Source organism: Kitasatospora sp. NPDC048239 (assembly GCF_043202015.1).
In the GTDB taxonomy this organism is placed as follows: domain Bacteria; phylum Actinomycetota; class Actinomycetes; order Streptomycetales; family Streptomycetaceae; genus Kitasatospora.
Genome location: NZ_JBICZP010000006.1, coordinates 448,492 through 473,956, shown reverse-complemented (window position 1 = coordinate 473,956; position 25,465 = coordinate 448,492). Strand labels below are relative to the sequence as shown.

The following is a 25,465-nucleotide window of genomic DNA, read 5'->3' as shown; positions in this document are numbered from 1 at the left end:
ATGCCCATCAGACGCCGCACCGCGGCCACCGCCCTGGCCGCCACCCTGGTCCTCGCCGCCACCGCCTGCTCCGGCGGATCCGGCTCCGGCGGCGACAACAGCAGCCCCGGCACGCTCACCTACTGGGCCTCCAACCAGGGCACCAGCCTGGAGAACGACCGCCAGGTCCTGGAGCCGGAGCTCAAGGCGTTCGAGCAGCAGACCGGCATCAAGGTGAAGCTGGAGGTGATCCCCTGGTCCGACCTGCTGAACCGGATCCTCGCCGCCACCACCTCCGGCCAGGGCCCCGACGTCCTCAACATCGGCAACACCTGGTCCGCCTCGCTCCAGGCCACCGGCGCCCTGCTGCCCTTCGACACCGCCGCCCTCGACCGGATCGGCGGCCGGGAGCGCTTCCTGCCCGCCGCGCTGGCCTCGGCCGGCGCCCCCGGCAAGGACCCGGCGGCCGTCCCGCTCTACTCCATGGCCTACGGCCTGTACTACAACAAGCGGCTGTTCGCCGAGGCCGGGATCGACCGGCCCCCGGCCACCTGGGAGGAGCTGGTCGCCGACGGCAGGCGGCTCACCGGCGGCGACCGCTACGGCCTCGCCATCGAGGGCGGCAACCCCTCCGAGAACGTCCACCACGCCTTCGTCCTCGCCAAGCAGCGCGGCGCCGACTTCTTCGACCCGTCCGGCCGGCCCGCCTTCGACAGCCCCGGCGCCGTCGCCGCCGTCAAGCAGTACGTCGGCCTCCTCGGCACCGAGCGGATCGCCGCCCCCGGCAACGCCGAGTACGCCAACAACCAGTCCGTCACCGACTTCGCCACCGGCAAGGCCGCCATGCTGATGTGGCAGGCGGCCGGCGCCAACCTCAAGTCCCACGGCATGAACCCCGAGGACTACGCCGTCGCCCCCGTCCCCGCCCCGGCCGGCGCCACCGGCGAGCGCGCCACCACCTCGATGGTGGCCGGCATCAACCTCGCGGTGTTCCGCAACACCCACAACACCGACGGCGCCCTGAAGTTCGTGAAGTTCATGACCGGCACCGAGGAGCAGACGAGGCTCAACAAGGCCTACGGCTCGATCCCCCCGGTCAAGGACGCCCAGGCCGACCCCGCCTTCGCCACCCCCGAACTGCGCACCCTGGCCCAGGTGCTGGCCACCGGCGCGGCCCCGCTGCCGCAGGTCGCCAACGAGAGCCAGTTCGAGACCCTGGTCGGCACCGCGGTGAAGAACCTGCTCGCCGGGGCCGCCGCCGGAAAGCCGGTCACCGACGAGTCCGTGAAGGCCGAACTCACCCGCGCCCAGCAGCAGATGCCGGCCGGCTGAGGTGACCCCGACGCTACCCGCCCCCGCCCCGCCCCGGCCCCGGCCGCGCGCCCTCCCCCCGGTCCGCACCCGGCGCGCCCGCAGCCGCCGCACCGCCCTGCCCTATCTGCTGCTGCTCCCCGCCCTGGTGCTGGAACTGCTCGTCCACCTCACCCCGATGGTGGTCGGCATCGTGATGAGCTTCAAACAGCTCACCCAGTTCTTCATCCGGGACTGGTCCGCCGCCCCATGGGCCGGCCTCGCCAACTACCGCATGGCGGTGGACTTCGACGCCCCGGTCGGCAGGGCCCTGCTGCACTCCTTCTGGGTCACCTGCGCGTTCACCGTGCTGGCCGTCGGCCTCTCCTGGCTGGCCGGCACCGTCGCCGCGATCATGATGCAGGACGCCTTCCGGGGCCGCGGGCTGCTGCGCGCCGCCTTCCTGCTGCCGTACGCGCTGCCGGTCTACGCGGCCGTCATCACCTGGTCGTTCATGTTCCAGCGGGACACCGGCCTGATCAACCACGTGCTGCACGACCAGCTCCACCTCGTCGACGACAAGCCCTTCTGGCTGCTCGGCGACAACAGCTTCACCGCCCTGGTCACCGTCTCGGTCTGGCGCAGCTGGCCGTTCGCCTTCCTCACCCTGACCGCGGGGCTGCAGAACATCCCGCGCGAGCTGTACGAGGCCGCCGCCCTGGACGGCGCCGGGATCTGGCAGCAGATCCGCCGGATCACCCTGCCCTCGCTGCGCCCGGTCAACCTCGTCCTGCTGCTGGTGCTGTTCCTCTGGACGTTCAACGACTTCAACACGCCCTACGTGCTGTTCGGCCGGTCCGCACCCGAGGCGGCGGACCTGGTGTCCATCCACATCTACCAGTCCTCCTTCATCACCTGGAACTTCGGCGCCGGCTCCGCGATGTCGGTGCTCCTGCTGCTGTTCCTGCTGCTGGTCACGGCCGGCTACCTGCTGCTCACCTCACGCCGAAGGAGTCCGCGATGATCGGCGCGACCGCGTCCTTCCGATGGATCCGGCGGATCGTCCTGGCCGCGCTCACCGTGTTCGCCCTGGTGCCGGTGCTGGTGATGCTGAGCAGCTCGCTCAAGCCGCTGCGGGACGTCCAGGGCCCGTTCCGGTGGATCCCCAGCACCTTCACCGTCCGCCCCTACCTGGACATCTGGCGGACCGTGCCGCTCGGCCGCTACCTCGTCAACTCGCTGATCGTGGCCGGTGCGTCGACCGCCCTCTCGGTGGTGGTCGCGATCCTCGCCGCGTACGCGGTCAGCCGCTACCGGTTCCGCGGGCGGCGGCTGTTCACCGTGACGGTGCTCTCCACCCAGATGTTCCCCGGCATCCTCTTCCTGCTGCCGCTGTTCCTGATCTTCGTCAACGTCGGCAACGCGACCGGCGTGGCCCTGTACGGGAGCCGCGGCGGCCTGATCCTCACCTACCTCACCTTCTCGCTCCCGTTCTCGGTCTGGATGCTGGTCGGGTACTTCGACTCCATCCCGCGCGACCTCGACGAGGCCGCCCTGGTCGACGGCTGCGGACCGGTCCGGGCGCTGGTGCGGATCATCATCCCCGCGGCGGTGCCGGGGATCGTCGCGGTCGCCGTGTACGCCTTCATGACCGCGTGGGGCGAGGTCCTCTTCGCCTCCGTGCTCACCACCGACCAGACCCGCACGCTGGCGGTCGGCCTGCAGGGCTACGCCACCCTCAACGACGTGTACTGGAACCAGGTGATGGCCGCCTCGCTCGTGGTGAGCGTGCCGGTGGTCGCCGGGTTCCTCCTGCTGCAGCGCTACCTGGTCGCGGGGCTGACCGCGGGGGCCGTCAAGTGACCGCACCCGCCGCCGTACCCGCACCCGCACCCGCACCCGCACCCGCCGCCCCTTCGACCGCACCCCGCACGGAAAGGCACCCCGTGAACGACCTCAGCGCCCTCCCCGACGACTTCCTCTGGGGCGCGGCCACCGCCGCCTACCAGATCGAGGGGTCGGCGGACGCCGACGGACGCGCCCCCTCGATCTGGGACACCTTCGCGCACACCCCGGGCCGGGTGGCCGGCGGCGACACCGGCGACACCGCCTGCGACCACTACCGGCGCTGGCCCGAGGACCTCGGACTGATGCGCCGACTCGGCCTGGGCGCCTACCGGTTCTCCATCGCCTGGCCCCGGGTGGTGCCGCTGGCCGACGGCCGGGTCAACCCGGCCGGACTGGACTTCTACGACCGCCTGGTGGACGCGCTGCTCGCGGCCGGCATCACGCCCTTCCCCACGCTCTACCACTGGGACCTCCCGCAGGCCCAGCAGGACCGCGGCGGCTGGCCCGTCCGCGCGAGCGCCGAGCGCTTCGCCGAGTACACGGCCGTGGTCGCCGCCCGCCTCGGCGACCGGGTCACCCACTGGGCCACCCTCAACGAGCCGCTCTGCTCGGCCTGGATCGGCCACCTGGACGGCGCGATGGCCCCCGGCCTGACCGACCTCACCGCGGCCGTCCGCGCCTCCTACCACCTGCACCTCGCGCACGGCCTGGCGGTACAGGTGCTGCGCGAGTCCGTCCGGGGCGCGCAGATCGGCATCGTCAACAACCTGAGCACCGTGGAGCCCGCCTCCGGCTCCGAGGCGGACCTCGCCGCCGCCGTGCGCGCCGACGGCCACATCAACCGCTGGTGGCTCGACCCCGTCCTCGGCCGCGGCTACCCCGCCGACATGCTCGACGCCTACGGTGTCGAACTCCCGGTCCGCGACGGCGATCTGGAGCTGATCTCGGCCCCGCTGGACTGGCTCGGGCTGAACTACTACTTCCGCCAGATCGTCGCCGACGACCCGGGCGCCGGCCCCGGCCCGCGCTTTCGCCAGGTGCCCGGCCCCGGGCCGGAGCACACCGCCATGCCCTGGGAGGTGCACGCCCCCGGCCTGGAGGAGCTGCTGCTGCGGCTGACCGACGAGTACGGCGTGGAGCGGATCTACGTCACCGAGAACGGCTCCGCCTACCGCGACACCGTCGGGCCGGACGGCAGCGTCCACGACCCGGAGCGCACCGCCTACCTCGAACGGCATCTGGCTGCCTGCGCCCGGGCCGTGGCCAAGGGCGCCCCGCTGGCGGGCTACTTCGCCTGGTCGCTGCTGGACAACTTCGAGTGGGCCTACGGCTACGACAAGCGCTTCGGGCTGGTGCACGTCGACTACGCCACCCAGCAGCGGACGCTGAAGACCAGCGGCCGGCGCTACGCGGAGCTGATCGCCGCCCACCGGGCGCGCTGAGCCGGGGCCCGGCGCGCCCGGGCGGCCGCCGGCGGCGGCGGTCGCCAGCGGCGGCGGTCAACGGCCGCCGGACGGTGCGCCGTCAGCCGGCGCGCCGGTGGCCGCCCCGGGCGCCCTCCGCGGTCAGGTCGGTCAGCGCGCTGGTCAGCAGCTCGCGGGCCTCGTCGGCGCGGCCCAGCTCGATCAGGGCGGTGCCCAGCTCGGTGAGGGTCTGGGTCATGCTGTCGGGCTGCCCGGCCGCCTCGAAGTGGACCAGCGCCTGCCGGTACGCGGCCTCGGCCCCGGCCCAGTCCTGCAGCGCGGCCTGGTCGAGGCCGATCTCGTGGACGGAGAACCCGGCCATCAGGTGGAACATGTGCGAGGGCGAGCCGTCCAGCCACTCCTGGACCTCGGCCAGGACCGCCCGGTGGGCCTCCAGGGCGCGCCGGGGCCGCCCGGACTCGCGCAGACAGGCGCCGACGCAGCGCAGCGCCACCACCCGGCCCACCTCGGCGGACCGGCCCTCCAGCGTGGCGAACGCCTCGGCCGCCTGCCGGTACGCCTCGATCGCCTCCTCGGACCGGAGCAGCCGGCGCAGGGCGGTGGCGCAGTAGGTGAGCGCCCAGGCCTCCTGCTGGGCGTCCCCGATCCGGCGGGACAGCTCCAGGGCCTCCCGGGCGACGTCCAGGCCCGACTGGTACCGGTGCAGGCAGGTGATGTGGGCCCAGGCCAGGTAGTTCAGGTGGACGGCCTCGGCGAGCCGGTCGCCGGCGGCCCGGGCGGAGTCCACCGAGAGCCGGAACACCTGCGCCCACACGTCCCAGTGCAGGAGGCTGTCGGAGAACCAGTGCATGGCCTCGGCGGTCTCCACGACCTGCCGGTGCCGGCCGGTGGCGTTCGCGTGGTGCAGGGCGGACAGCCACTCCGGGTGCTCCTCCTCCAGCCAGCGCCGGGCGTCGGCGAGGGTGGCGGGGGCTCCGGCCGGATCCGGGTCGCCCGAGATGTCGCCCTCGGTGCGCTCGACGTCGAAGCGCAGCCCTGCCGCGGCGGCCCGGCGCAGCAGCCAGTCGCCGGCCCGCTCGCGGGCCTCCTCCACGGCCTGCGGACCGTCGTCGGCGGTGAGCTGCTCGCCCGCGTAGAGGCGGACCAGGTCGTGCAGGCGGTAGCGCTGGGGGGTGGCTGCGGGCTGCAGCAGCCCGGCGTCGGTGAGCTCCTCCAGGTACCGGTCGGTCTGCTGGACCGGCAGACCGGCGTAGGGGGCGACGGTGGCGGCGGTGAAGTCCTCCCCCGCGGTCAGCGAGCAGCGGCGCAGTACCAGTCCGGCGGCGGCCGGCAGTTTGCGGTAGGAGAGCGCGAAGGCGGTGCGCACCCGCAGGTCGCCGGCCTCCAGCACGTCCAGGCGGTACTCCTCGGCGGCGAGCTGGCGGACGAGGTGGCTGACCGGCTGCCGGGGCCGGGCCACCAGCCGCTGTCCGGCGATCCGCAGGGCGAGCGGCAGGTGGCCGCAGAGCCGGGCGAGCTCCCCGGTGGCCTCGGGCTCGGCGGCGATCCGGTCGGGGCCGGCGATGCGGGCCAGCAGGGCGGCCGACTCGCCGGGGGCGAGCACGTCCAGCGGCAGGCGGTGCACCGATTCCAGGCCGGGCAGGACGTGCCGGCTGGTGATGATGGTCAGGGCCGGGCCCGAGCCGGGCAGCAGCGGGCGGACCTGCGCCTCGTCGGCGGCGTTGTCCAGGATCAGGACCAGGCGCTTCTCGCGCACCAGGGTGCGGAACAGGCTGGCGCGCTCCTCGGTGTCGGCGGGCACCGAGCGGTCGGCGACGCCCAGGGCGCGGAGGATCTGGGCGAGGGCCTCGCGCGGCGCGAGGGGCGTCGGGGCCATGCCGCGCAGGTCGAGGGAGAGCTGGCCGTCGGGGAACAGCGGGGCCAGGGTGTGGGCGGCGTGCAGGGCGAAGGCGGTCTTGCCCAGGCCGGGCTGCCCGTAGGCGAGCACGATGCGGGGGTGCGCCGGGTCCGCGTCCCTGGCGAGCCGGTGCAGCCGGTCCAGGGCGTCCTCGCGGGCGGTGAAGTCGGCGATGTCCCGGGGCAGCGCGAGTGCGGAGTAGACGGCCTCCCCGGGGCGGCCTGCCTCGGCCGGGCGGTCGGCGCCGGGACCGGCCGCGGGCTCCTCGGGTGCGGCGGCCTGGGCGGGCACGGCGGCCTCGGCCCGGGCGGGGGTGCGGCGGGGGCGTCCGCTCTGGGCGGCCTGGTCGAGCGCGGCGGCCTGGGCCTGGTCGAGGCGCAGTGCGGCGGCCAGCGCCTGCACGGTACGCCGCTGCGGTCCGCGGGTGCGGCCGCGCTCCATGTCGCCCAGCGCACGCAGGCTGACCCCGGCCGCCTGGGCCAGCTCGGCCTGGGTCAGACCGGCCAGCACCCGGAGGCGGGCCAGCAGGAGGCAGAAGTCGTCGGACGTGCCGGAATCGCCTGTCGGTTTGCCTGCCGGTATGCCTGTCGCGCCCATCGCCGCCCCTGTCACCCACGGTGTCGGCCTCTTCACCGAACACGTCGAGGTCAGACAGTATGCCTGGTCAAGATCGCGCGCCGGACACGGATGGGTGGCCGGACGGTGCGACGCCACCGCACCCGCCGGTAACCTGACGGTCCGTCCGGTCCGGCGTCGCGGGGGCGGATCGCGGTGCGGGGGCAGCGGCCCGACCCCCGGATCCGCCCGGTACTTCCGCCTGTGGTTCTGCCTGTCCGGCCCGCTGTGACCGTGCTCGTTCCGCCTGTCGGGGCAGGGCCGCACGGGCAGGGGCATCCGGGCTGAGCTGCACGGGCACGGGCTACACGGGCGGGGCCGCACGGGCACGGGCTGCCGGGTGGAGCTCAGCGGTGCGCGGCCTCGGCGGCCCGGCCCTCCTCCGCCACGGCCTCGGCGGTGCGGCCGAGGGCGTGCAGGACGGTCGCGATCAGGGCGTGCGACCGGGCCTCGATCGCCGGGTCGGCCTGGGTGCGGCCGAGGGCGAGGGCCAGCCGGGCCGTGGTCAGGGCGTCCCCGTGGCGGCCGAGCGCGTGCAGCGCCTCGGCGCGGGTGTGGGTGGCCCGGACGGTCTCGGCCGCGTCCGGGTGCGCGGCGAGGATCCGGACGGCCTCGTCGGCGTGGGAGAGCGCCGGTTCGAGCGTGCCGCCGACCACCTGGGCGCTGGCCAGGTCGTTGAGCGCCCGGGCGAGCAGGCGGTCGTCGGCCAGGGCGCGGGCGCGGGCCACGATGTCCGTCATCAGCGGCACGGCGCGGTCGGGCCGACCGGCCCTGACCAGGCCGTCGGCCGTCCGGGCCCGGCAGTGGTGGCGCAGCACCGGGTCGCTGACCTCGTCGGCCGAGGCGAGGGCCCGGTCCAGGTGGTCGGCGGCGGCGCGGAAGTCCCGTCGGTCGACCAGGATCACGGCGAGGTCGGTGGTCAGCCGGGCCACGGCGGCCGGGTCGGCGCAGGCCCGCGCTGCCCGCAGGCCGGACTCGGCGGTGGTCCACCACTCCGCGCGGCGGTGCCTGGCCTTCGCGTAGAGGACCCCGGCCCGGTGGGCGAGCCGCCAGGCCGCGGCGAACCGGCCGTGCTGCTCGGCGCGCAGCACCATGCCGCGCACCGCGGGCTCCTCGCGGCCGAACCAGTCGGCGGCCTGGCCCGGGGTGGCCGTCGGCGGCAGGCTGTGGCCGGCCGGTGGGGTGATGACGGACGGGGTGACGGCGGACGCGGTGACGGCGGACGGCGCGCCGCCGGTGTGCGGGCCGGCGCAGGCGACGGTGGCGGTGGCGGTGGCGGTCAGGTAGTGCTCGATCAGCCGGTCCAGGGCCGCCAACCGCTGGTCGGCGGGGAGCTCGGCGGCCAGCCGGGCGCTGTGCAGACGGACCAGCTCGCGCCGGGCGAAGAGGCCGGGTGCGCTCTCCTCCAGCAGGTGGACGGTGTCGAGTTGGGCCAGCAGTCCGCGGGCGGCGGCCGGGGACACGTCGGCGAGGACCGCGGCCGCCGCGGGGTCGATCACCGCGCCGGGGTGCAGGCCGAGCAGCGCGAAGAGCCGGGTCGCCGCCGGCGTCAGGGTGCGGCAGGTCAGGTCGAGGGCCACCCCGACGCCGGGTGAGCCGAGGTCGGCCCGGGCAGGCGCGGTGAGTCCGGCGCGCTCCGCCGAGAGCTCCGCCACCAGGTCGTTCAGCGCCCAGTCCGGGCGGACGGCGAGCCGGGCGGCCGCCAGGCGCAGCGCCAGCGGAAGGCGGTCGCACTGCTCGGCGAGTTCGGCGGCGGCCTGCGGTTCGGCGGCGACCCGCGCCGGGTCCACCACCCGGGCCAGCAGCTCCCGCGCGTCGGCGGGGGACAGCGTGTCCAGCGGGAGCGTGGTGGCGCCCTCGTGAACCAGCAGGTCGCGCAGCCGGCTGCGGCTGGTGATGACGGTGACGGGCCCGGCCCAGCCGCCCGCCGCCGCGGTGTCGTGGGCCGAGGTGTCGTGGGCGGCGGCCTCGGGCGGCGGGTCGGGCAGCAGCGGGGCGAGCTGCTCGTAGCAGCGCGCGTTGTCCAGCACGATCAGAATCCGGCGGCCCGCCAGCAGGTCGCGAAAGCGCCGCGAGCGGCCGTCGAGCGAGGCGGGCAGGGCGTGCGCGGCGACCCCGAGGGCGGTCAGGAACCCGGCAAGCACCTCGGTCGGCTCCCGCGGGCCGCCCTCGTCGAAGCCGCGCAGGTCGGCGTAGAGCCGGCCGTCGGAGAAGCGCTCGGCCACCCGGTGGGCCCAGTGCTGGACCAGGCTGGTCTTGCCGACCCCGGCCGGTCCGGTGACCAGGATCGGACGGGCCTCCCGGCCGGTGGCGATCGCCCCGTCCAGCCGGTCGAGTTCGGCCGACCGACCGACGAACCTCCGGTTGGCACGCGGAAGTTGGGAGGGGGCCGGGGACAGCCGCCGGGCCGCCGCGGCGGTCGGCCCGAGTGCGGCGGTGGCGGCGGCAGTGGTGGCGGTGGCGCGCTCGGCAACGGCGCCGGCACCTGTGGCGGGTACGGCCGTCGGGCGGCCGGGTACGGCCGTCGGGCCGCCCGCGAGCCGCTCGCCGGCCAGCCGCAGGGCGGGCCCGGGGGCGGTGGGCAGTTGCGCCGTCACCCGGTCGTACCAGGCCCGCGCCTCGGCCCGCCGCCCGGCCTGGTCGAGGCAGTCGATCAGCCGGGCGGCCAGCCGCTGGTGGGAGGGGTGGGCCGGCACCGCCTCGACGAGTTCGGCGACCAGTTCGGCGCCGCGGTCCAGCCGGCAGAGCCCCTCCGCCAGCCGGTCCAGGGCGCGCAGCCGCAGATCGGTCAGCCGGGGGGCGGCCCGCTCGCGCAGCAGGGCGGAGCCGCAGTCGGCCAGGGCCGGGCCGCGCCAGAGGTCCAGTGCCGCGCGCAGCAGCGGGAGCGCCGGGTCGTCGTCCCCGGTCGGGCGGTCGGCCGACGCCGCCGCGGCGGCGTCCGGACAGCCCGGGAGCAGCACGCCCGCCCGGTCGCAGAGGTCCTCGAAGCGCAGGGCGTCCACCTGGTCCGGGTCGCCGGTCAGCACGTAGCCGGCCCCCCGGGTGGCCAGCACCAGGCCGCCGTCGAGCAGTCGGCGCAGCGCGGTGACGTGGCCCTGCAGCGCGGCGCGGGCCGTGGCCGGCGGGCTGCCGTCCCAGACGAGTTCGATCAGGCGGTCGGTCGGCACCACGCGGTCGAGTTCGACGGCGAGGGCGGCGAGCAGTGCGCGACGCTTCGGCGCCGAGGGCGTGGCCGCTGTGCTGCAGTCGTAGCGGACGGTCACAGCGCCGAGCAGATCGATCCGCATGCGGCCCCCTTTGCCCAGATGTCAGCATGTCAGCCATCGGGATAGTGGCCGATCAGGCCGGAAAACACCGAACCGCGGAGCGCGGATTGCCCGAAGGGGCAACCGTACGGCGACCCTTCGGGCAGCGGGCGGGCGGGCGGGATTCCAAGCCGGACAAACTACGCGGCTACACTGCAGCCCGATATCAGGCTCGACCGCCGTGGGGGCGACTGTGGGCGACCGCGTGGGCATCCAACTCCTCGGTCCGGTGGAGCTGCGGACCGCGTCCGAAGGGTTCGTCGCGCTGCCCGGGCCGCAGCGGCGTGCGGTGCTGGCGCTGCTGGCCCTGCGCCTGGGGCGGGTCGTCGCGGTGGAGCGCTTCTTCGAGCTGCTCTGGGGCGAGGAGCCGCCGGCCCGGGCCAGGGCGGCCCTCCAGGGGCACATTGCCGCCCTGCGCAAGGTGCTCGCCGACACCCCGTTCGACCTGTGCACCCGGGCCCCCGGCTATCTGCTCACCGGCCCGGCGGAGCAGGTGGACGGGCTGCACTTCGAGACCCTGGCCGTCCGCGCCGGGGAGTACGCCGAGCGGCCCGGCCGCGCCGGGGACGCCGAGGCGATCGGTCTGCTGGAACAGGCGCTGGGGCTGTGGACGGGCGCCGCACTGGTCGACCTGCCCGACACCGAACTGCGCCGGGCCCTCGCCGGCCGACTGGAGGAGAACCGGACGAAAGCCCTGATCGGCTGGGCCCGGCTGCGGCTGCGCCAGGGTTCCGGGGCCGCCGCCGTCCCGGCGCTGGAGCAGCGGGTACGGGCGGACGGGCTGCGGGAGGAGGTGGTGGCGCTGCTCATCCGCTGCCTGCACCAGGCCGGCCGGCCGGCCGACGCGCTGGCGGTGTACCACCACGCGCGGGAGCTGCTGGACCGCGAGCTGGGCATGGTGCCCGGCGCGGAGCTGCAGGCCGCGCTGTCGCAGGTGCTGGCCGAGGAGCCCGCAGGCCCCGAAGTACCAGCGCTCCCGGGTGCGGAGGCCGGGCCCGGTGCGGAGGCGGCGTCACGACCCGAGGCCGCGGCCGACCCGGCGCCCCGGCACGAACCGGACCAGGACGAGCCGTCGACGCCCCGCCAGCTGCCCCGCCAGTCCGCGGGCTTCGTCGGACGGGCCCCGGAGTCCCGCTGGCTGGACCAGGAGTGCGGCCCCGACCGCACCGGCGACGGACTGGCCGTGGTGGTCGGCCCGGCCGGCACCGGGAAGAGCGCCACCGTCGTCCGCTGGGCGCACCAGGCGGCCGCGGGCTTCCCGGACGGCCAGCTCTTCGTCGACCTGCGCGGCTTCGACCCGGCCGGCCCGGTGGACCCGGCCGAGGTGCTCGGCCAGTTCCTGCTCGCCCTGGGCGTGCCGGAGGCGACCATCCCCGAGGACCTGGCCGGCCGCGCCGCCCTCTACCGCGCCCGGACCGGCGACCTGCGCCTGCTGGTCCTGCTGGACAACGCCCGCAACGCCGGCCACATCGCCGACCTGCTGCCCGCCGGGCCCGACTGCGCCACCGTGGTGACCAGCCGCAGCACCCTGGAGGACCTGGTGGTCACCGAGGGCGCCGCGATGCTGCGGCTGGGGGCGCTGCCCGACGGCGACGCACTGCGGCTGCTCGAACGGAGCCTGGCCCCCGAACGGGTCCGGGCCGAGGCGGACGCCGCCGAGCAGCTCATCGAACTCTGCGACCACCTGCCGCTGGCCCTGCGGATCGCGACCTCCCGGCTCGCCGCCCGACCGGACTGGACGATCGCCGACCTGGTCTCCGAGCTGGCCGACGAGCGCACCCGGCTGCTCGCCCTGGAGGCCGACGGGGCGGTCAGCATCCGCACCGCCCTGATGCTGACCCACCGCCACCTCTCCGCCCGGGCCGCCACCCTACTCACCCTGCTGGCCGCGCACCCCGGCCGGGACGTCGACACCCCGGCCGCCGCCGCGCTGCTGGGCGCCGACCCGGCCGCCGCCCGGGCCGCCCTGGGCGAACTGGCCGCCCACCACCTGCTCGGCGAGAGCGCACCGGGGCGGTACAGCCGGCACGACCTGATCCGGCTGTTCAGCGTCGAGCTCCTCGCCGAGCAGCCCGACGAGACCCGCCGGCTCGTCCTCGAACGGCTGCTGGACTACTACGTGACGGCCGTCCAGCACTGCGGCGATCACCTGCAACCGGGCCAGGACAGCTATGGGGAGCGCGTCCACCCGCCGGCCGTGCTGCCCCTGACCGCCGACACCCGCAGCGCGCTCGGCTGGTTCCGGGCCGAGCAGTCGACGATCCGCGCGCTGGTCGCCACCGCCACCGCGGTCGACCCCGAGCGGGCCTGGCGGCTGGCCATGTCGTCGAGCGCGCTGTACTACGGGTCCAGCCGGCTGACCGACTGGCTGAGCTGCCTGCGCGCGGGCGAGCGTGCCGCCGTGCAGTGCGGCGACCGGCTCGCCACCGCGCTGCTGCGCGAGGCGACGGCGAACGCGCTGCTCGGCCTGGAACGCCGCGAGGAGGCGGCCGCGACGATCCAACGGGTGGTGGACGACACCACCCCGGCCGACGGCTTCGCGCACACCCGCGCCCTGGCCACCCAGTCGCTCAGCACCGGCCTGCTCGGGGACCCGGCCGGGGGCGCCGCGCTGGCGGCCGCCGCGCTGGAGCTGGCCGAGGAGTCCGGCGATCCGCACGAGATCTCCTTCACCCTCGGCTACGCCGCCTCGGCCGCGCTGGTGGCGGGCGACCTGGAGGAGGCGCTGCGCCGGGCCCGGCGGACGAGGGCGCTGCTGCCCGACCACCCCGCAGCGACCATCCACGCCTGGTCGATGCTGACCGAGGCGCACGCCCTGCAGGCCCTCGGCCTGGCCGAAGCCTCCGAACTGGCCTGGGCCCGGCTGCTGGTCACCTGCGAGGAGGCCGGGTTCCTGCATCTGCACGCCGTCTCCGAACAGGCCTACGCCGCCTTCCTGCAGAGCCTGGGCCGGGAGGCGGAGGCGCTGCAGCACCTGCGCTCGGCCGTCGGGCTCTACCGGCTGCACGGGCACCAGGCCGGGTCCATCCCCGGGACGCCCGCGGCGATCGAGCGCTCGCTACGCGCCCGGGGCGCCCGGGCGGGCGCCCCTCGGGACATCCCCGGACCGACCGCGGTGCCCCATCAGGCAGCGCCGGGCAGCGCGGCCGGAGCGGGCCCCGACGGTCCTGACGGCTCGACCGGGGCGTACCCGGGCTGGGCCGCCAGGACCGGGCGCAGCGCCCGGATCGCGTAGAAGTTGCGCGACTTGACGGTGCCCGGCGGGACACCCAGCCGCTCGGCGGCCTCCAGCACCGAGCGGTCCTTCAGGTGCAGCTCGACCAGCACCTCGCGGTGGTGCGGCTGCAGCTGCTCCAGCAGCTGCTCGATGTCGCGCAGGGCGACCACCTCCTCGTACGCGTCGGCGGCGAGCGGTCGGTCCTCCAGCATGTCGCCGGACACCTCCTGCGCCCGGGCGGCGGCCATCCGGTAGTGGTCGATGGCGATCCGGCGGGCCACGGTGAACAGCCAGGGGCGGCTCTGCTCGGGCCCGGCGGCGATCGCGTCGGGGTGCTGCCAGGCGCGCAGCAGGGTCTCCTGGAGGATGTCCTCGGCCTTGCCGCGGTCACCGTTGGTCACCCGCTGGAGGGCGCGCAGCAGGTAGCCGCCGTGCAGGCGGTAGAGCTCGGCGAGGGTGCCCGGGTCGAGGGTGGGGCGCGCGGCCGTCCGGGCGGTCGCGGCGAGCGGCAGGGCTGCGGGCACGGGCGGGGCGGAGGGCTGGATGGACACGCGCTACCTCTCGGAAGTCCGACGGCGTCGAGATGCGGGCCGGACAGGGGGCCCGACGGGGGGCCGGGCGGACGGCTCCGATCCCGGCACCGATACGCTCCCGGGCCGCGCCAAGATTGCGCCAAGCAACCACCAACGTCCCGGCCAACGTCCCGACCTGCGCCTGCGTGACGGCCAACGTCCCGGCCAGGCGCGCCGCCGTGCAGGCCGGACGCCGTGAGCGACGGCCCGGGCCGACCCGGACGTGGACCGGTCAGGTCCGGTTGAGCGCCCGGACCAGCTCCTGGACCCCGTCCTCGCCGCGGTGCTCGATCAGCACGGCGACCCAGGAGGCCAGCAGCTCACGGTCCGCCGCCGACCAGGAGTGCGCGGACGGGTGCTCGTCCACGACCAGCGCGGTCGCCACCCGCAGCAGCTCGGGCCGCGGGGCCGGATGCGGCCGCTCCAGCGGCAGGTCGGGCAGCACCAGCCGCCGTGCGGCCGCGATCACCTCGGCCGCGGGGGCCTCGGGGACGGCGAGCACCGGCGGACCGGGGAGCGGGTCCGCCTGCCAGGCCAGCAAGGACTCGATGAGTCGACGCGGATCCACTGACGACCCGTCCCGTGACATTGGTGCCTCTCTCCCCGCTCCATGCGGGACTTCCGCTCATCTGCCGGTCTGATCGGTCGAACCGGCACGCCACCCGGTGGAAGCGCCGTCCGGGAGGCACGCTACCGAGTGGGGGCCCGCTTCGGCAGGCAAATGGCGGGGGCTGAGCCCAGGGCCGGTCATCCGCGCCGGTTGTTGCATGTCGTCCTCCAGTGGATCGCCGGCGGTTGCCGTCCTGCCCGGGTCAACGGGCCCGCCGTCGCCAACGGTTCACCGTGCAACCAAATGAACCGCTCTCCCGGGCGGCGCCGTTCTCCTGGACGGACGGCCCGTACGGCGGCCCTGGGGGAGGCGGCACGTCACCGGTACGCGGGAAAGGGGCCGACGTGGCGACAGGAGGCGGGCGCGTGGCGGCCGAGGAGAGCAGCGCAGTGGTACAGGTCCAGCGACTGGCGAAGGGCCCGGACCGGGACCTCGCCCCCGACTACACCCCCACCAGCTGGCCGGGCGCGGCTCCGCAGGCGGCTGCTCCCCGGGGGGCGGCCGAACCCGCGGGCCCCGGCGGCACGGCGGCCGGCGGCGGCGCCGGCGCCGCCGGTGGGGCCGGGACCGCCGGCGGGGCCGGGACCGCCGGTGGGGCCGGGACCGCCGGCGAACCGGTGCAGCTGCCGTACTGGTCGCAGCCGCTGGACGCGATGGGCACCGTCCTGGTGCCCCCGGAGGCGCGCCCGGGCGAGACGGGCCACACCGGCGCTCCCCCGGCGGCGCCGGCCCCCGTACTTCCGCCTCAGGCCGGCCTCCGGCCGGCGGTTCCGGCCCCGGCACCGGCTCCGGTCGTGGCCCCGGCCCTGGTGCCTGTCCTCGCACCGGCTCCGCAGATGCCGATGCCGATGCCGCTGCCGCTGCCGCTGCCGCAGACGGTCGTTCCGCCCACCGCTCCGGTCGCAGGCCCGCCCACCGTTCCGCCTGTCATCCCGCCCACCCCTCCGGCCGCGGGCCCGCCCACCGTTCCGCCTGTCATCCCGCCCACCGCTCCGGCCGCGGGCCCGGTTCCGGTCCCGGTTCCAGTCCCGGTACCGCTCGCAGCGACGCTCCCCGCCCCGGTCGGCCCGGAGCCCGGACAGCCGCCGCACACCGCCCCGCAGCGCGGCCGCCGAGGGCTGGGCCTCTCCTTCGGCCAGAGCGAGCGGGAGCGCCAGCGGACGGCGGCCGCCATCCGCACGCCGCTGCGCCGCAGCTTCCGGATCGCGGTGATCAGCCTCAAGGGCGGGGTCGGCCGGACCTCGACGACCATGGCCCTGGGCTCCGTCCTCGCCGAGGCCCGCAACGACAAGGTCATCGCCGTCGACGCCGACCCGAACACGGGCACCCTCGGCCGGCGGGTCCGCGCGGAGACCACCGCGACCGTCCGCGACCTGCTGGCCGCGGCCCCCTCGATCAACGGCTACATGGACATCCGGCGCTTCACCTCGCAGGCCCCGAGCGGTCTGGAGGTGCTCGCCGGCGCCCCGGACCCGGCCGGTGCCGGCGCCCTCGACGGCGAGGCCTACCACCGGCTGATCGGCGTGCTGGGCAACCAGTTCCCGGTCATCCTCAGCGACACCGGCACCGGCCTGCTGCACGGCTCGATGCGCGCCGTGCTGGACCTCGCCGACCAGCTGGTGGTCACCGCCACCACCAGCGTCGACGGCGCGAGCAGCGCGAGCAGCACCCTGGAGTGGCTGAACACCCACGGGTACGGCGCCCTGGCGCAGCGCGCCGTGACGGTGGTCTCCAGCATCCGGGGGCCCGGCCGGCTGATCCGGGAGGCCGACCTGGTGGCCCACTTCGGGTCCCGCTGCCGCAGTGTGGTGGTGGTGCCCTTCGACGACCACCTGGCCGTGGGCGGGGAGTTCGACCCGGCGAAGCTGCGGCCGAAGACCCGCCGGGCGTACCTGGACCTCGCGGCCGCGGTCGGCGAGGGCATGGCGGTCGGGCAGCCCGGTGCGGAGGGGGTTCCGACGGCGGTGGCCGCGCCCGTGCCCGGCCCGGTCGGCCTGCCCGGCCCCGCCGGCGTCGCCGGGTGGCCGACCGCCCTGGGCACGGCGTAGGCGGGGTCCGACCCGTCCGGTGGTCGAACGCCGAACCCGGCCCGGCCCGCCCGGGCCGGGCCGTTCGCACTCCCCCGGCGCCTCGGAGTGAACCTGCGGACATCCCCCGGACGTTCTCTCCAGTATCCATCCAGGTCACCCGAAGGAGAGCCCACCGCCATGGGAAAGCGACGCAAGCCCACTCCCCCGAACCGGGCCCGCCTGGCGGTCCTCACCACGGCCATGGCCGGCAGCGCGGTGCTCGCCTCCGGCACGGCCCACGCCGAGCCCGCCCCCACCGCCGCCTCCGTCAAGGACCAGGTGGACCGGCTCAACGAGGAGGCCGAGCAGTCCATCGAGCGCTACAACGGCTTCCAGGCCAAGCAGCAGAAGCTCCAGGGCGAGGCCGGCCGGATCCAGGAGAAGGTCGCCCGCGGCCAGGAGGCGATGAACGAACTGCGCACCCGGCTCGGCGCGGTGGCCGCCGACCAGTACCGCAGCAACGGCATCGACCCGGGCATCCAGCTCATGCTCGACTCCGACCCGTCCGCCTACCTGCAGCGCGCCTCGGTGCAGAACCAGGTCGCCGACTCCCAGACGAACCTGCTCAAGCAGGCCCAGGACGAACAGCGCAAGCTCGACCAGGACCGCACCGAGGCCGCCGCCACCCTCGCCGAACTCGACACCGTCGGCGCCTCGCTCGGGGCCCAGAAGAACCAGATCCAGGCCAAGCTCGCCCAGACCCAGGCGCTGCTCAACAAGCTCAGCGCCGCCGAGCGCGCCAAGATCAACGCCCAGGAGTCCGCGGACAAGGCCAAGGCCGCCGCCCAGCAGGCCGCGGCGGCCGACCGCGCCTCCCGCGCCGCCGAACGCCCCGACCTGAAGGCCCCGGCGCCGCCGGCCGCCGGCGGACGCGCCGCCAGCATCGTGCAGTTCGCCTCCGCGCAGCTCGGCAAGCCCTACGGCTGGAGCATGACCGGCCCCAACAGCTTCGACTGCTCGGGCCTCACCGGCGCCGCCTACCGCGCGGCCGACATCAAGCTCCCCCGGCTGTCCCAGGACCAGTGGAACGCCGGCACCCGGATCGCCCGCGCCGACCTCCAGCCCGGCGACCTCGTCTTCTTCTACCCGGACCTGCACCACGTGGGCATCTACATCGGCGACGGCAAGATGATCCACGCCCCCCGGACCGGCAAGAACATCGAGGTCCTCCCGATCGGCGTCATGCCCTACATGGGCGGCGTCCGGCCGTAGGACGGCCTGGAGACCGGCGGCGCCCGGCTGCCCGGGTGTGGTTTCCCGTCAGAAGCCGCTGCCACGGGCCCTGCCCGGCATGAGAGCAGCGCCCGGCGGTATGCGGGGCCTGGCGGTACGCGGGGAAAACCCAGGGGAGCGGACGGCCGCGCGCTGCTACGGTCGGGCGCCATGAGCTGGCTTCCCGATGACTTCGTCCACCCCGTCCTGGTACCGCTGCCGGGCGGTGGCCATCACCTGCGGCCGATCCGGGAGGTGGACACCCCGCTCGACTACCCGGCTGTGATGGGTTCGCGCGAGCGGCTGTGGACCATTTTCGGCCCGGCCTGGGGCTGGCCCGCGGACACCATGACCTACGAGGCCGACCAGGCCGACCTCCTGCGACACGAGAAGGAGATCGCCGCGCACCAGTCCTTCAACTACGCGCTGTTCGACGCGGCGGAGACGGTTCTGCTCGGCTGTGTCTACATCGACCCGCCGGAGAGGGCCGGCGCGGACGGCGAGATCTCCTGGTGGGTGGTGGACGAGCTGGTGGGCGGCAAGGTCGAGCAGGCCCTCGACGCGCTGGTGCCGCAGTGGATCGCCGCCGACTGGCCGTTCGAGCAGCCGCGCTTCATCGGCCGTGAGATCTCCTGGTCGGACTGGCTCGCCCTGCCGCAGCATCCCGACGCGTAAGCGGTCGTTAGCCGTACCGATCTCGAAGGCTGCCGGCCGCTTCGCCGGTATGGCGCTAGTAGATCCGTCTGTCCGTCAGTGCTGCTTCACTGACGAATTCCGACGGGAAATTGTGACGGGTAGGCGGAAGAACCTTTCCGGCCGACGGGATCGAGGTGCACCGACCGCTCCCCGGCTGCTCGGGATCCCGGCCGGGATCCCGAGCAGCCGGGGAGCGGTCAGGCCCCTTCCTGTTCCTGGGCGTTCCAGCGGCCGGGCTGCCAGCCCCGGCGCCTGCCGTTCGTCAGGACGAACCCGAGGCCGCCGATCACGACCACCGCCCCGAGTGCGCCGCCCGCCACCGCCGCCGCCTGTCCACCGGCCGGCTGCGGCGCCGGGGGCTGGACGGCTGCCACGGCCGTGCCGGCCCTGGCGGCCGGTGCGGTGGCGGCGGCCGGGCCGCCCGGCAGCATGGCGCCGACGGCGCCCAGCGGGTCGACCATCCCGTAGCCGACCCGGGCGTCCGGCAGGGCGGTGCCGGGGTGGTAGGCGGTGGCCTTCAGCCGGTCGAGCAGTTGGGCGGGGGTGAGCTCGGGCCGGTAGCCGAGGACCAGCGCGGCGGTGGCGGCCACCATGGCCGTGGCGAAGCTCGGCCCGGCGCCGGTGAAGTAGCCCTTGCCGCCCGGGCCGACGCTCATCACCGCGTCCCCGGGGGCCGCCAGGTCGACCCGGCCCGCCGGGCCGGCGCCCTCGGCCGCGCCGCCGCTCCCGACCGTTCCGTCCGGGGCCAGGTCGGTGACCGCCAGGACGTCCGGATAGGCCGCCGGGAAGGCCTGGCCCGCGGATCCGGCGGAGGTGCCCTGGTCGGGCCCGACCGGGGCGACGACCAGCGCCCCCCGCTCACGCGCGTACTGCACCGCGCCCGCCAGGTCCTCGCCGCCCACCGGGACGGGCACCGCGACGGCGATCACCCGGGCCCCGCCGTCGGCAGCGTGCCGGATGCCCTTGGCGAGCAGCTCGGGGGTGGTGATCCCGGCCTCGTCGGTGACGGCCACCGCGAGGATCCTGGCCTCGGGGGCGATCCCCGCGAAGCCCACGCCGTCCTGTCGCCGGGCGGCGATCAGCCCGGCGACGAAGGTGCCGTGGCCGACGCAGTCCCGCCCGGCGCCGCCGGGTCCGAACTCGCGCGGGCCCAGGGCGAGCCGGCCCTCCAGGACGCCGGAGGCCGCATCCACACCGGACCCGACCACGGCGACCGTCACCCCGGCGCCCCGGCTCAACTGCCAGGCCGCCTCCGGGCGGAGGAAGGTCTGCGCCCACGGGGTCCGTTCGGTGCCCTTGTCGGAGGGCTTGGTGCAGCCCTCCTGCCTCGACTTGGCGATGCCCTGGCCGATCACGGGCAGCGAGGCGGACGGATCGGCCCCGCCCGCCGGGGCCCCGCCCGCCGCAGGTGCCGCCGGCACCGCCGTGCCGGCGGCACCCACCGCAGGCGTCCCCGGCCCGACCGGGACCGCCGGGGCGGCCGGGACGACGGCTCCGGGGACGGCCGGCGCGGCGGCCAGCGCCGCCGGGGCCGGGGTCAGCAGGGCGCAGCAGAGCAGCGCGGCGGCTGCCGGTCGGGCGGCCCTCACACCGGGCTCCCCTGCCGCAGCGGCGGGATGTCCCGGGGCAGCAGCAGGCTGAGCTCGGACAGGTCGCCGACGTCCAGCCGGGCCAGCCGGCCGGCCTGCCTGGTGACCATCGCCTCCAGGGTCTGGCGGGCGAACCGGCCGTTGCCGAAGGTCCGGTCCCGGGGGACGACGGTGCACAGCTCGGTGAGCGCGGTGAGCGTCTCCGGGGCGCAGACGTAGCCGGACTCCTCCGCCTGGAGGCGGATGATGGTGACCAGTTCGTCGGGGGTGTAGTGCTCGAAGGCGACCTGCTGGGAGAAGCGGGAGGCCAGACCGGGGTTGGAGCCGAGGAAGCCCTCCATCTCCTCGTGGTAGCCGGCCACGATCACCACGACCTCGTCGCGGTGGTCCTCCATCAGCTTCATCAGGGTGTCCACCGCCTCCTGGCCGAAGTCGTTGCCGCCGCCGCCGCGCGGGGTGAGGGTGTACGCCTCGTCGATGAACAGCACGCCGCCGCGGGCGCGTTCGAAGGCCTCCTTGGTGAGCTGGGCGGTGTGCCCGATGTAGCGGCCGACCAGGTCGGCCCGGGCGGTCTCGACCAGCTGGCCGCCGGTCAGCACCCCCAGCTCGGCGAGGATCGCGCCGTAGAGGCGGGCCACCGTGGTCTTGCCGGTGCCGGGCGGCCCGGCGAAGACCAGGTGGTGGCTGATCTTGGCGGTCGGCAGCCCCGCCTCCTCCCGGCGGCGGGCCTGCTTGATCAGGTTGACCAGGTCCTCGACCTGTTCCTTGGCGGCCGACAGGCCGACCATCCGGCGCAGCTGGTCCAGCAGGTCGGTGCGGGCGTCCGCCGTGCCCTCCGCCGCCCGCCGGACGGCGGCGGCGGCCTCCTCGCCGATGTCCTCGGGGAGGAGCAGGGCCAGGTCCGCGTCGGCGACCTCGGCGAGGACGGCCAGCCGGGAGGCCTGCCGGTCCACCATCTCCTCGAACACCTTGCGGGCGGCCCGGCCGTTGCCGAAGTCCGCGCCCTTGGGCATCCGTTCGAAGTGGCTGAGGAGGACCTCCTGCGTGGCGTCGGCCAGTTCGTAGCCGTGCCCGGCGGCGGCCCGCCCGACGATGGTGACCAGCTCCTCCGCCGAGTAGTTGCGGAAGTCGATGGTGCGGCTGAACCGCGAGGCGAGGCCGGGGTTGGACCCGAGGAAGTCGCGCATCTCCTCGGAGTACCCGGCGACGATCACCACGACGTCGTCGCGGTGGTCCTCCATCAGCTTGACCAGGGTGTCGATCGCCTCCCGGCCGAAGTCAGGGCCGGTGCCGCCCGACCCCGCCGAGAGCGTGTACGCCTCGTCGAGGAACAGCACCCCGCCCAGGGCGGACTGGAAGACCTCGGTGGTCTTGATCGCCGTCCCGCCGACGATCGAGGCGACCAGGTCGGCCCTGGCGACCTCGGTGAGGTGGCCGCTGCGCAGGACGCCCAGCTCGGCCAGGATGGCGCCGTAGAGGCGGGCCACCGTGGTCTTGCCGGTGCCGGGCGGCCCGGCGAAGATCAGGTGGCGGCCCATCGGCAGCACCGGCATCCCGGCCTGCTCGCGGCGCTTGGCCAGCTTGTTGAGGTTGACCAGGGTCGCCACCTGCGCCTTGACCCCCTCCAGGCCGACCAGCGCCTCCAGTGCGGACTGCGGGCCCTCGGGGTCGAGCGCCGGCGGTTCGGCCGGGTCCGCGGCGGGCGACGGCCGCTCACCGGGCTCCCCGGGCTCGGATGCGGCGTGCTCCGGTCCGCGGCCGCTCTCGGCGGGCGCCGTGCCGTGCGCGTCGGGCCGGGCGTTCTCCCGGCTGATCAGGTTCTCCACCGCGAACCGGGTGCTGGGCCTGGTCTGGCGCAGCCCGGAGCCGCGGTTGCCGGCGACGGTGCAGCCGGTGATCCGGACCGGCTCCTCGGACTCCGCCCGCAGCCCGTCCACGGTGTTGTCCGCCATCTCGCAGCCGTTCAGCGTGGCCCGGGCGCCCGCCGCCAGCAGCACGCCGTGCCGCCGGTTGCCGTGCACCCGCGACCTGGCCATGGTCAGGTCGCCGCCGTCCTCGACGCTGATGCCGTCGGTGGCGCTGTCGGACACGTCGCAGTCGCGCAGCGAGGCGATGCCGTCCCCGCCGACCTCGACGCCGGCCGTGCCGGTGCCGCGCACGGTGGTCGCGCCCACCTGGGTGTTGCCCCCGTCGGCGATCCGCAGCCCGGCCCTGCCGGTCGAGGACAGCGTGCAGGACTCCAGCCGGCCGCGGCCCTCCCGCAGCACCTCGACGCCGTGGCCGCGCACGTCGGACACCTCCACGCGGCGCAGCAGCGGGTTGGCGCCGTCGCGCACGCTCACGCCGGCGCCCGCCGCGTCCCGGACCTCCAGCCGGTCGAACTCGGCGGCGCTCTCACCCACCAGCTCGACCCCGGCCGCCGCGCCGCCGCGGACCACCGTCCGGGTCAGGGACGGGCTGGAGGACTCCTCGACCAGGATGCCGGCCAGCTCCGCACCGACCACCTCGCAGTCCTCGAAGGCGCCCCGGGAGCGGCCGGTCACCCGCAGGCCGTGGCCCTTGGTCCGCTCGGTGCGGCAGCGCCGCACCAGCGGGTCCGTGCCGCCGGCCACCACGATGCCGTGGCCGCGGGTGCCGCTGACCGTGCAGTCCTCCAGCACGACGCGGGCGGCCGAGCTGAGGTAGACGCCGATCGCGGTGTCCCGGACGGTGGTGCCCAGCACCCGGGTCGTGCTGTTCTCCTCCAGCGCGATGCCCGGCTTGTCGGTGGCGGAGATCTCGCAGTTCTCGATCGAGCCGCGGCCCTCGCCGTTGGCGCAGACGCCGTTGCCCCGGGCGTCGCGCATGACGCTGTCCCGGATCACCGGGTTGGCCCGCTCGCCGATCACCACGGCGGAGCTGCCGAGGTGCTCGATGACGCAGTCCTCGATGATGCTCGTCCCGCTGGAGGTCTCGACGATGCCGGCCCCGGCCGGGTTGACGACCCGGCAGCCGCGCATCGCCAGCGAGCCCTGCTGCCGGGTCAGCACCGCCGTCCACGAGTTGCCGGCCACCTCGCAGTCCTCCAGGGCGGCCTGCCCGCGTGGGACGTCGACGGTGGGCAACTCCTCGTCCCGGCCCTGCAGCACGAGGCCGGTCAGCTGGACGGCCTCGGCCACCACCTGCACCACCGCCCCGCGCCGGGGCGAGATCCGGACGCTGCCCCGGGCCTCCTCGGCGGTGATGGTCACCATCTTGGTGATGACCAGGTTCTCCTCGTACCGGCCCGGGCGGACACTGATCACCGCACCGCTGCGCGCCGCCTCCAGCGCCTCGCCGATGGTGCGGTAGCCGCCGTCGCGCTGCTCCGCGCACACACTGAGCACATGGCGCGTCATCGCGCTCGTTCTCCTCCGTCGTTGGTGGCATTCCGGGTCCGGGCGGTGGCGGGCACCGCCCGGCCGCCGGTCAGCCGGTGCAGTTGGCCCGGATCGCCGAGGCCGCGTGGTGGGCGTACGTCGCGGTGCCGCCCTTCCAGTCCTCACCTCGGGTGTGCATCATCACGGCGATCTTGCCGGCGGTGGCCGGGAAGGTCCCGACCGAGACCCACGACCCCCTGCTGCCCACCTGGTTGACGATGAAGTCGCCGACGGTGCCCGAGCCCGGCTCCGACTTGGACTGGACGGTGTAGTAGGTCGGGGCCCCGCCGACGGCCTTGACGTCGTCGCTGGCCGGCACGTAGACGGAGAGCTTGCAGCTGCCGTTGACGACCGGGGCGGTGTTGAAGGTCCAGACGACCGAGTTGCCGTCGTCCTTGTTGGCCGTGCCCTGCATGGGCACCGAGGCGTACTTGCCGTTGCAGCCGTCCGACGCGTAGCCGCCGGAGTTGGTGACCCAGCCCTCCTTGCCGTTCTCGTACCGGCCGTACTGCTGGGTGGTGGTGGTGTTGCCGGGAGGGCTGCACCACAGGCCCGCCACGGCGTTGTAGACCGGTGCCGGCGGCGGGGTGGACTTCGCGGGCTGGGGCTGGACCGGGGCCGGCGGCGGGGCCGGCTGGGCGGCTCCGCCCGCGGCGGCGGCCGCTCCACCGGCCGCTGCACCACCGGCCGCCGCGCCGCCGGTGCTCCCACCGGTCGAGCCGCCGGTGGAACCTCCGGTCGACCCTCCGGCGGCTCCGCCGCCCGTGGCGGCGCCGCCGCCGGTCGCGGCGGAGCCCTGGCCGACCGGCACGCCGGGCGCGGGGGGCTTGCCGGCGGCCGCGGAGGACTGCCCGGGGCGGGGCTGGCCGACCGGCTGACCGGGGACGACGGCGTTCTGCTCCGGACCGGTACCCCCGGCGGCGGCCGCACCGGCGTCCGCGGGCGGCGCCGCGGGCACGGTCGGCGGGGCCGCCGGGTCGCCCGCGGACTGCGGGACGGCCAGCGCCACGTTGCCCTGTGCGTCCACGCCCGGGACGAAGCCGTCGCCGCCGCCGTCCTGCTGGGTGTACCCGGCGGGGGGCGGACCGCCCGCGCCCGGATGCGGATCGTCGCCGCCGAGGTTGGAGAAGACCAGCGGCAGCCCGACCAGGACCAGCCCGGCGACGGCCGCCGCGGCGATCATCGGCTTGGAGATCCGGCGCGGGCCGCTCTCCCCGGGCAGCGGGGGCTCCAGCTCCTGGCCGGGGTCGGCCACGACGACACCGGGCAGGGCCTCGACCGCGATGGTCTCGGTGGCCGCTGCGGCCCCGGACTGTCCGCCGGTGACCGGCGGCACCGGGCCGACGGGGGCCGCGGCGGTCGCGGACGCCTCGGCGGCGGCCGCGCCGGTGGCCTTGCCCGCGGCCGAGCCGGCGGCGGCACCGACAGCCGGGCCGGAGCCCGCGCCGGACGGCGTCGCGGCCGAGCCGGCGGCGGGCGTCTTTGCGGGGTCGGCCGTTGCGGCGCCCTCGCTCTCGGCGGCGGCGGCCGCCTCCGACGAGCCGGACGCTCCCGCCGAGGCGGCCGTCGGCTGCGGCACGACCCATGCCACCGCCGGCAGTTCGTAGCCCTCGCCGGGCGGCTGGTTCCCGCGCCCGTTCCGGTTCTTGCCCACCATGGCCCCCTGGCCCTAGACGACAACGCTCGCGGGAGGCCGCCGATCCGCCCCTTGGCGACCGGGCGATGGACCGTCCCTCCCGGTTCG

15 protein-coding genes are annotated in these 25,465 nt (G+C 75.8%); 8 read left to right on the top strand and 7 right to left on the bottom strand.

What is annotated here, in order from left to right; translation table 11 throughout:
- From ACGFZP_RS19445 to ACGFZP_RS19430, 4 genes are all read left to right on the top strand, one after another.
- Positions 1-1,311 (top strand): extracellular solute-binding protein, encoded by a 1,311-nt coding sequence (locus tag ACGFZP_RS19445; protein WP_392934283.1) that lies wholly within the window; start codon positions 1-3, stop codon positions 1,309-1,311.
- 1 nt (position 1,312) lies between these two features.
- A complete protein-coding gene (locus ACGFZP_RS19440) occupies positions 1,313-2,293 on the top strand; it encodes a carbohydrate ABC transporter permease (protein ID WP_392934280.1) in 981 nt (326 codons plus the stop codon).
- Positions 2,290-3,132: a carbohydrate ABC transporter permease gene (locus ACGFZP_RS19435; RefSeq protein ID WP_392934277.1), complete on the top strand. Its 843-nt coding sequence runs from the start codon at positions 2,290-2,292 to the stop codon at positions 3,130-3,132. Before ACGFZP_RS19440 ends, ACGFZP_RS19435 begins: the two co-directional genes overlap by 4 nt.
- 83 nt (positions 3,133-3,215) lie before the next feature.
- Positions 3,216-4,559, top strand: coding sequence for a GH1 family beta-glucosidase (locus ACGFZP_RS19430; protein ID WP_392934274.1), 1,344 nt, complete (start codon positions 3,216-3,218; stop codon positions 4,557-4,559).
- A gap of 82 nt (positions 4,560-4,641) precedes the next feature.
- Here the strand turns inward: ACGFZP_RS19430 and ACGFZP_RS19425 are convergent, their stop codons facing one another.
- On the bottom strand, positions 4,642-7,035 hold the full coding sequence (locus ACGFZP_RS19425) for an ATP-binding protein (RefSeq protein ID WP_392934272.1): 2,394 nt from the start codon (positions 7,033-7,035) through the stop codon (positions 4,642-4,644).
- A 365-nt stretch (positions 7,036-7,400) separates the two neighbouring features.
- Positions 7,401-10,340 carry a BTAD domain-containing putative transcriptional regulator gene (locus ACGFZP_RS19420; protein WP_392934269.1) on the bottom strand — a complete coding sequence of 980 codons (2,940 nt, stop codon included), beginning with the start codon at positions 10,338-10,340 and terminating at the stop codon, positions 7,401-7,403.
- A gap of 211 nt (positions 10,341-10,551) precedes the next feature.
- Here ACGFZP_RS19420 and ACGFZP_RS19415 point away from each other — a divergent pair, with 211 nt between their 5' ends.
- Entirely contained in the window at positions 10,552-13,593 is a 3,042-nt protein-coding gene (locus tag ACGFZP_RS19415; RefSeq protein ID WP_392934267.1) for a BTAD domain-containing putative transcriptional regulator, read from the top strand.
- Here ACGFZP_RS19415 and ACGFZP_RS19410 read toward each other — a convergent pair.
- Both ACGFZP_RS19410 and ACGFZP_RS19405 read right to left on the bottom strand, forming a co-directional pair.
- On the bottom strand, positions 13,482-14,126 hold the full coding sequence (locus tag ACGFZP_RS19410; RefSeq protein ID WP_392934265.1) for a sigma-70 family RNA polymerase sigma factor: 645 nt from the start codon (positions 14,124-14,126) through the stop codon (positions 13,482-13,484). The genes ACGFZP_RS19415 and ACGFZP_RS19410 overlap by 112 nt on opposite strands.
- Positions 14,127-14,379: 253 nt before the next feature.
- Positions 14,380-14,715, bottom strand: coding sequence for a hypothetical protein (locus ACGFZP_RS19405; RefSeq protein WP_392934262.1), 336 nt, complete (start codon positions 14,713-14,715; stop codon positions 14,380-14,382).
- Between the two features lie 407 nt (positions 14,716-15,122).
- Between ACGFZP_RS19405 and ACGFZP_RS19400 the strand changes: the two genes are divergently transcribed.
- The 3 genes from ACGFZP_RS19400 to ACGFZP_RS19390 all read left to right on the top strand — a co-directional run bounded on the left by ACGFZP_RS19400 (position 15,123) and on the right by ACGFZP_RS19390 (position 18,713).
- Positions 15,123-16,805: a MinD/ParA family protein gene (locus ACGFZP_RS19400; protein WP_392934260.1), complete on the top strand. Its 1,683-nt coding sequence runs from the start codon at positions 15,123-15,125 to the stop codon at positions 16,803-16,805.
- Positions 16,806-16,964: 159 nt separating this feature from the next.
- The gene (locus tag ACGFZP_RS19395) at positions 16,965-18,038 is read left to right on the top strand and encodes an NlpC/P60 family protein (protein ID WP_392934257.1); all 1,074 of its coding nucleotides are present in this window, start codon (positions 16,965-16,967) and stop codon (positions 18,036-18,038) included.
- Positions 18,039-18,209: 171 nt separating this feature from the next.
- Complete coding sequence (locus ACGFZP_RS19390; protein WP_392934255.1) at positions 18,210-18,713, top strand: N-acetyltransferase; 504 nt, start codon at positions 18,210-18,212, stop codon at positions 18,711-18,713.
- Between the two features lie 218 nt (positions 18,714-18,931).
- On the opposite strand, the gene ACGFZP_RS19385 is transcribed toward ACGFZP_RS19390, so the two are convergent.
- The 3 genes from ACGFZP_RS19385 to ACGFZP_RS19375 all read right to left on the bottom strand — a co-directional run bounded on the left by ACGFZP_RS19385 (position 18,932) and on the right by ACGFZP_RS19375 (position 25,378).
- Complete coding sequence (locus ACGFZP_RS19385) at positions 18,932-20,323, bottom strand: S8 family serine peptidase (RefSeq protein WP_392934252.1); 1,392 nt, start codon at positions 20,321-20,323, stop codon at positions 18,932-18,934.
- A complete protein-coding gene (locus ACGFZP_RS19380; protein ID WP_392934250.1) occupies positions 20,320-23,700 on the bottom strand; it encodes a right-handed parallel beta-helix repeat-containing protein in 3,381 nt (1,126 codons plus the stop codon). The genes ACGFZP_RS19385 and ACGFZP_RS19380 overlap by 4 nt, the downstream gene beginning before the upstream one ends.
- A gap of 70 nt (positions 23,701-23,770) precedes the next feature.
- Positions 23,771-25,378, bottom strand: coding sequence for a hypothetical protein (locus tag ACGFZP_RS19375; protein ID WP_392934247.1), 1,608 nt, complete (start codon positions 25,376-25,378; stop codon positions 23,771-23,773).
- Positions 25,379-25,465: the final 87 nt, after the last annotated feature.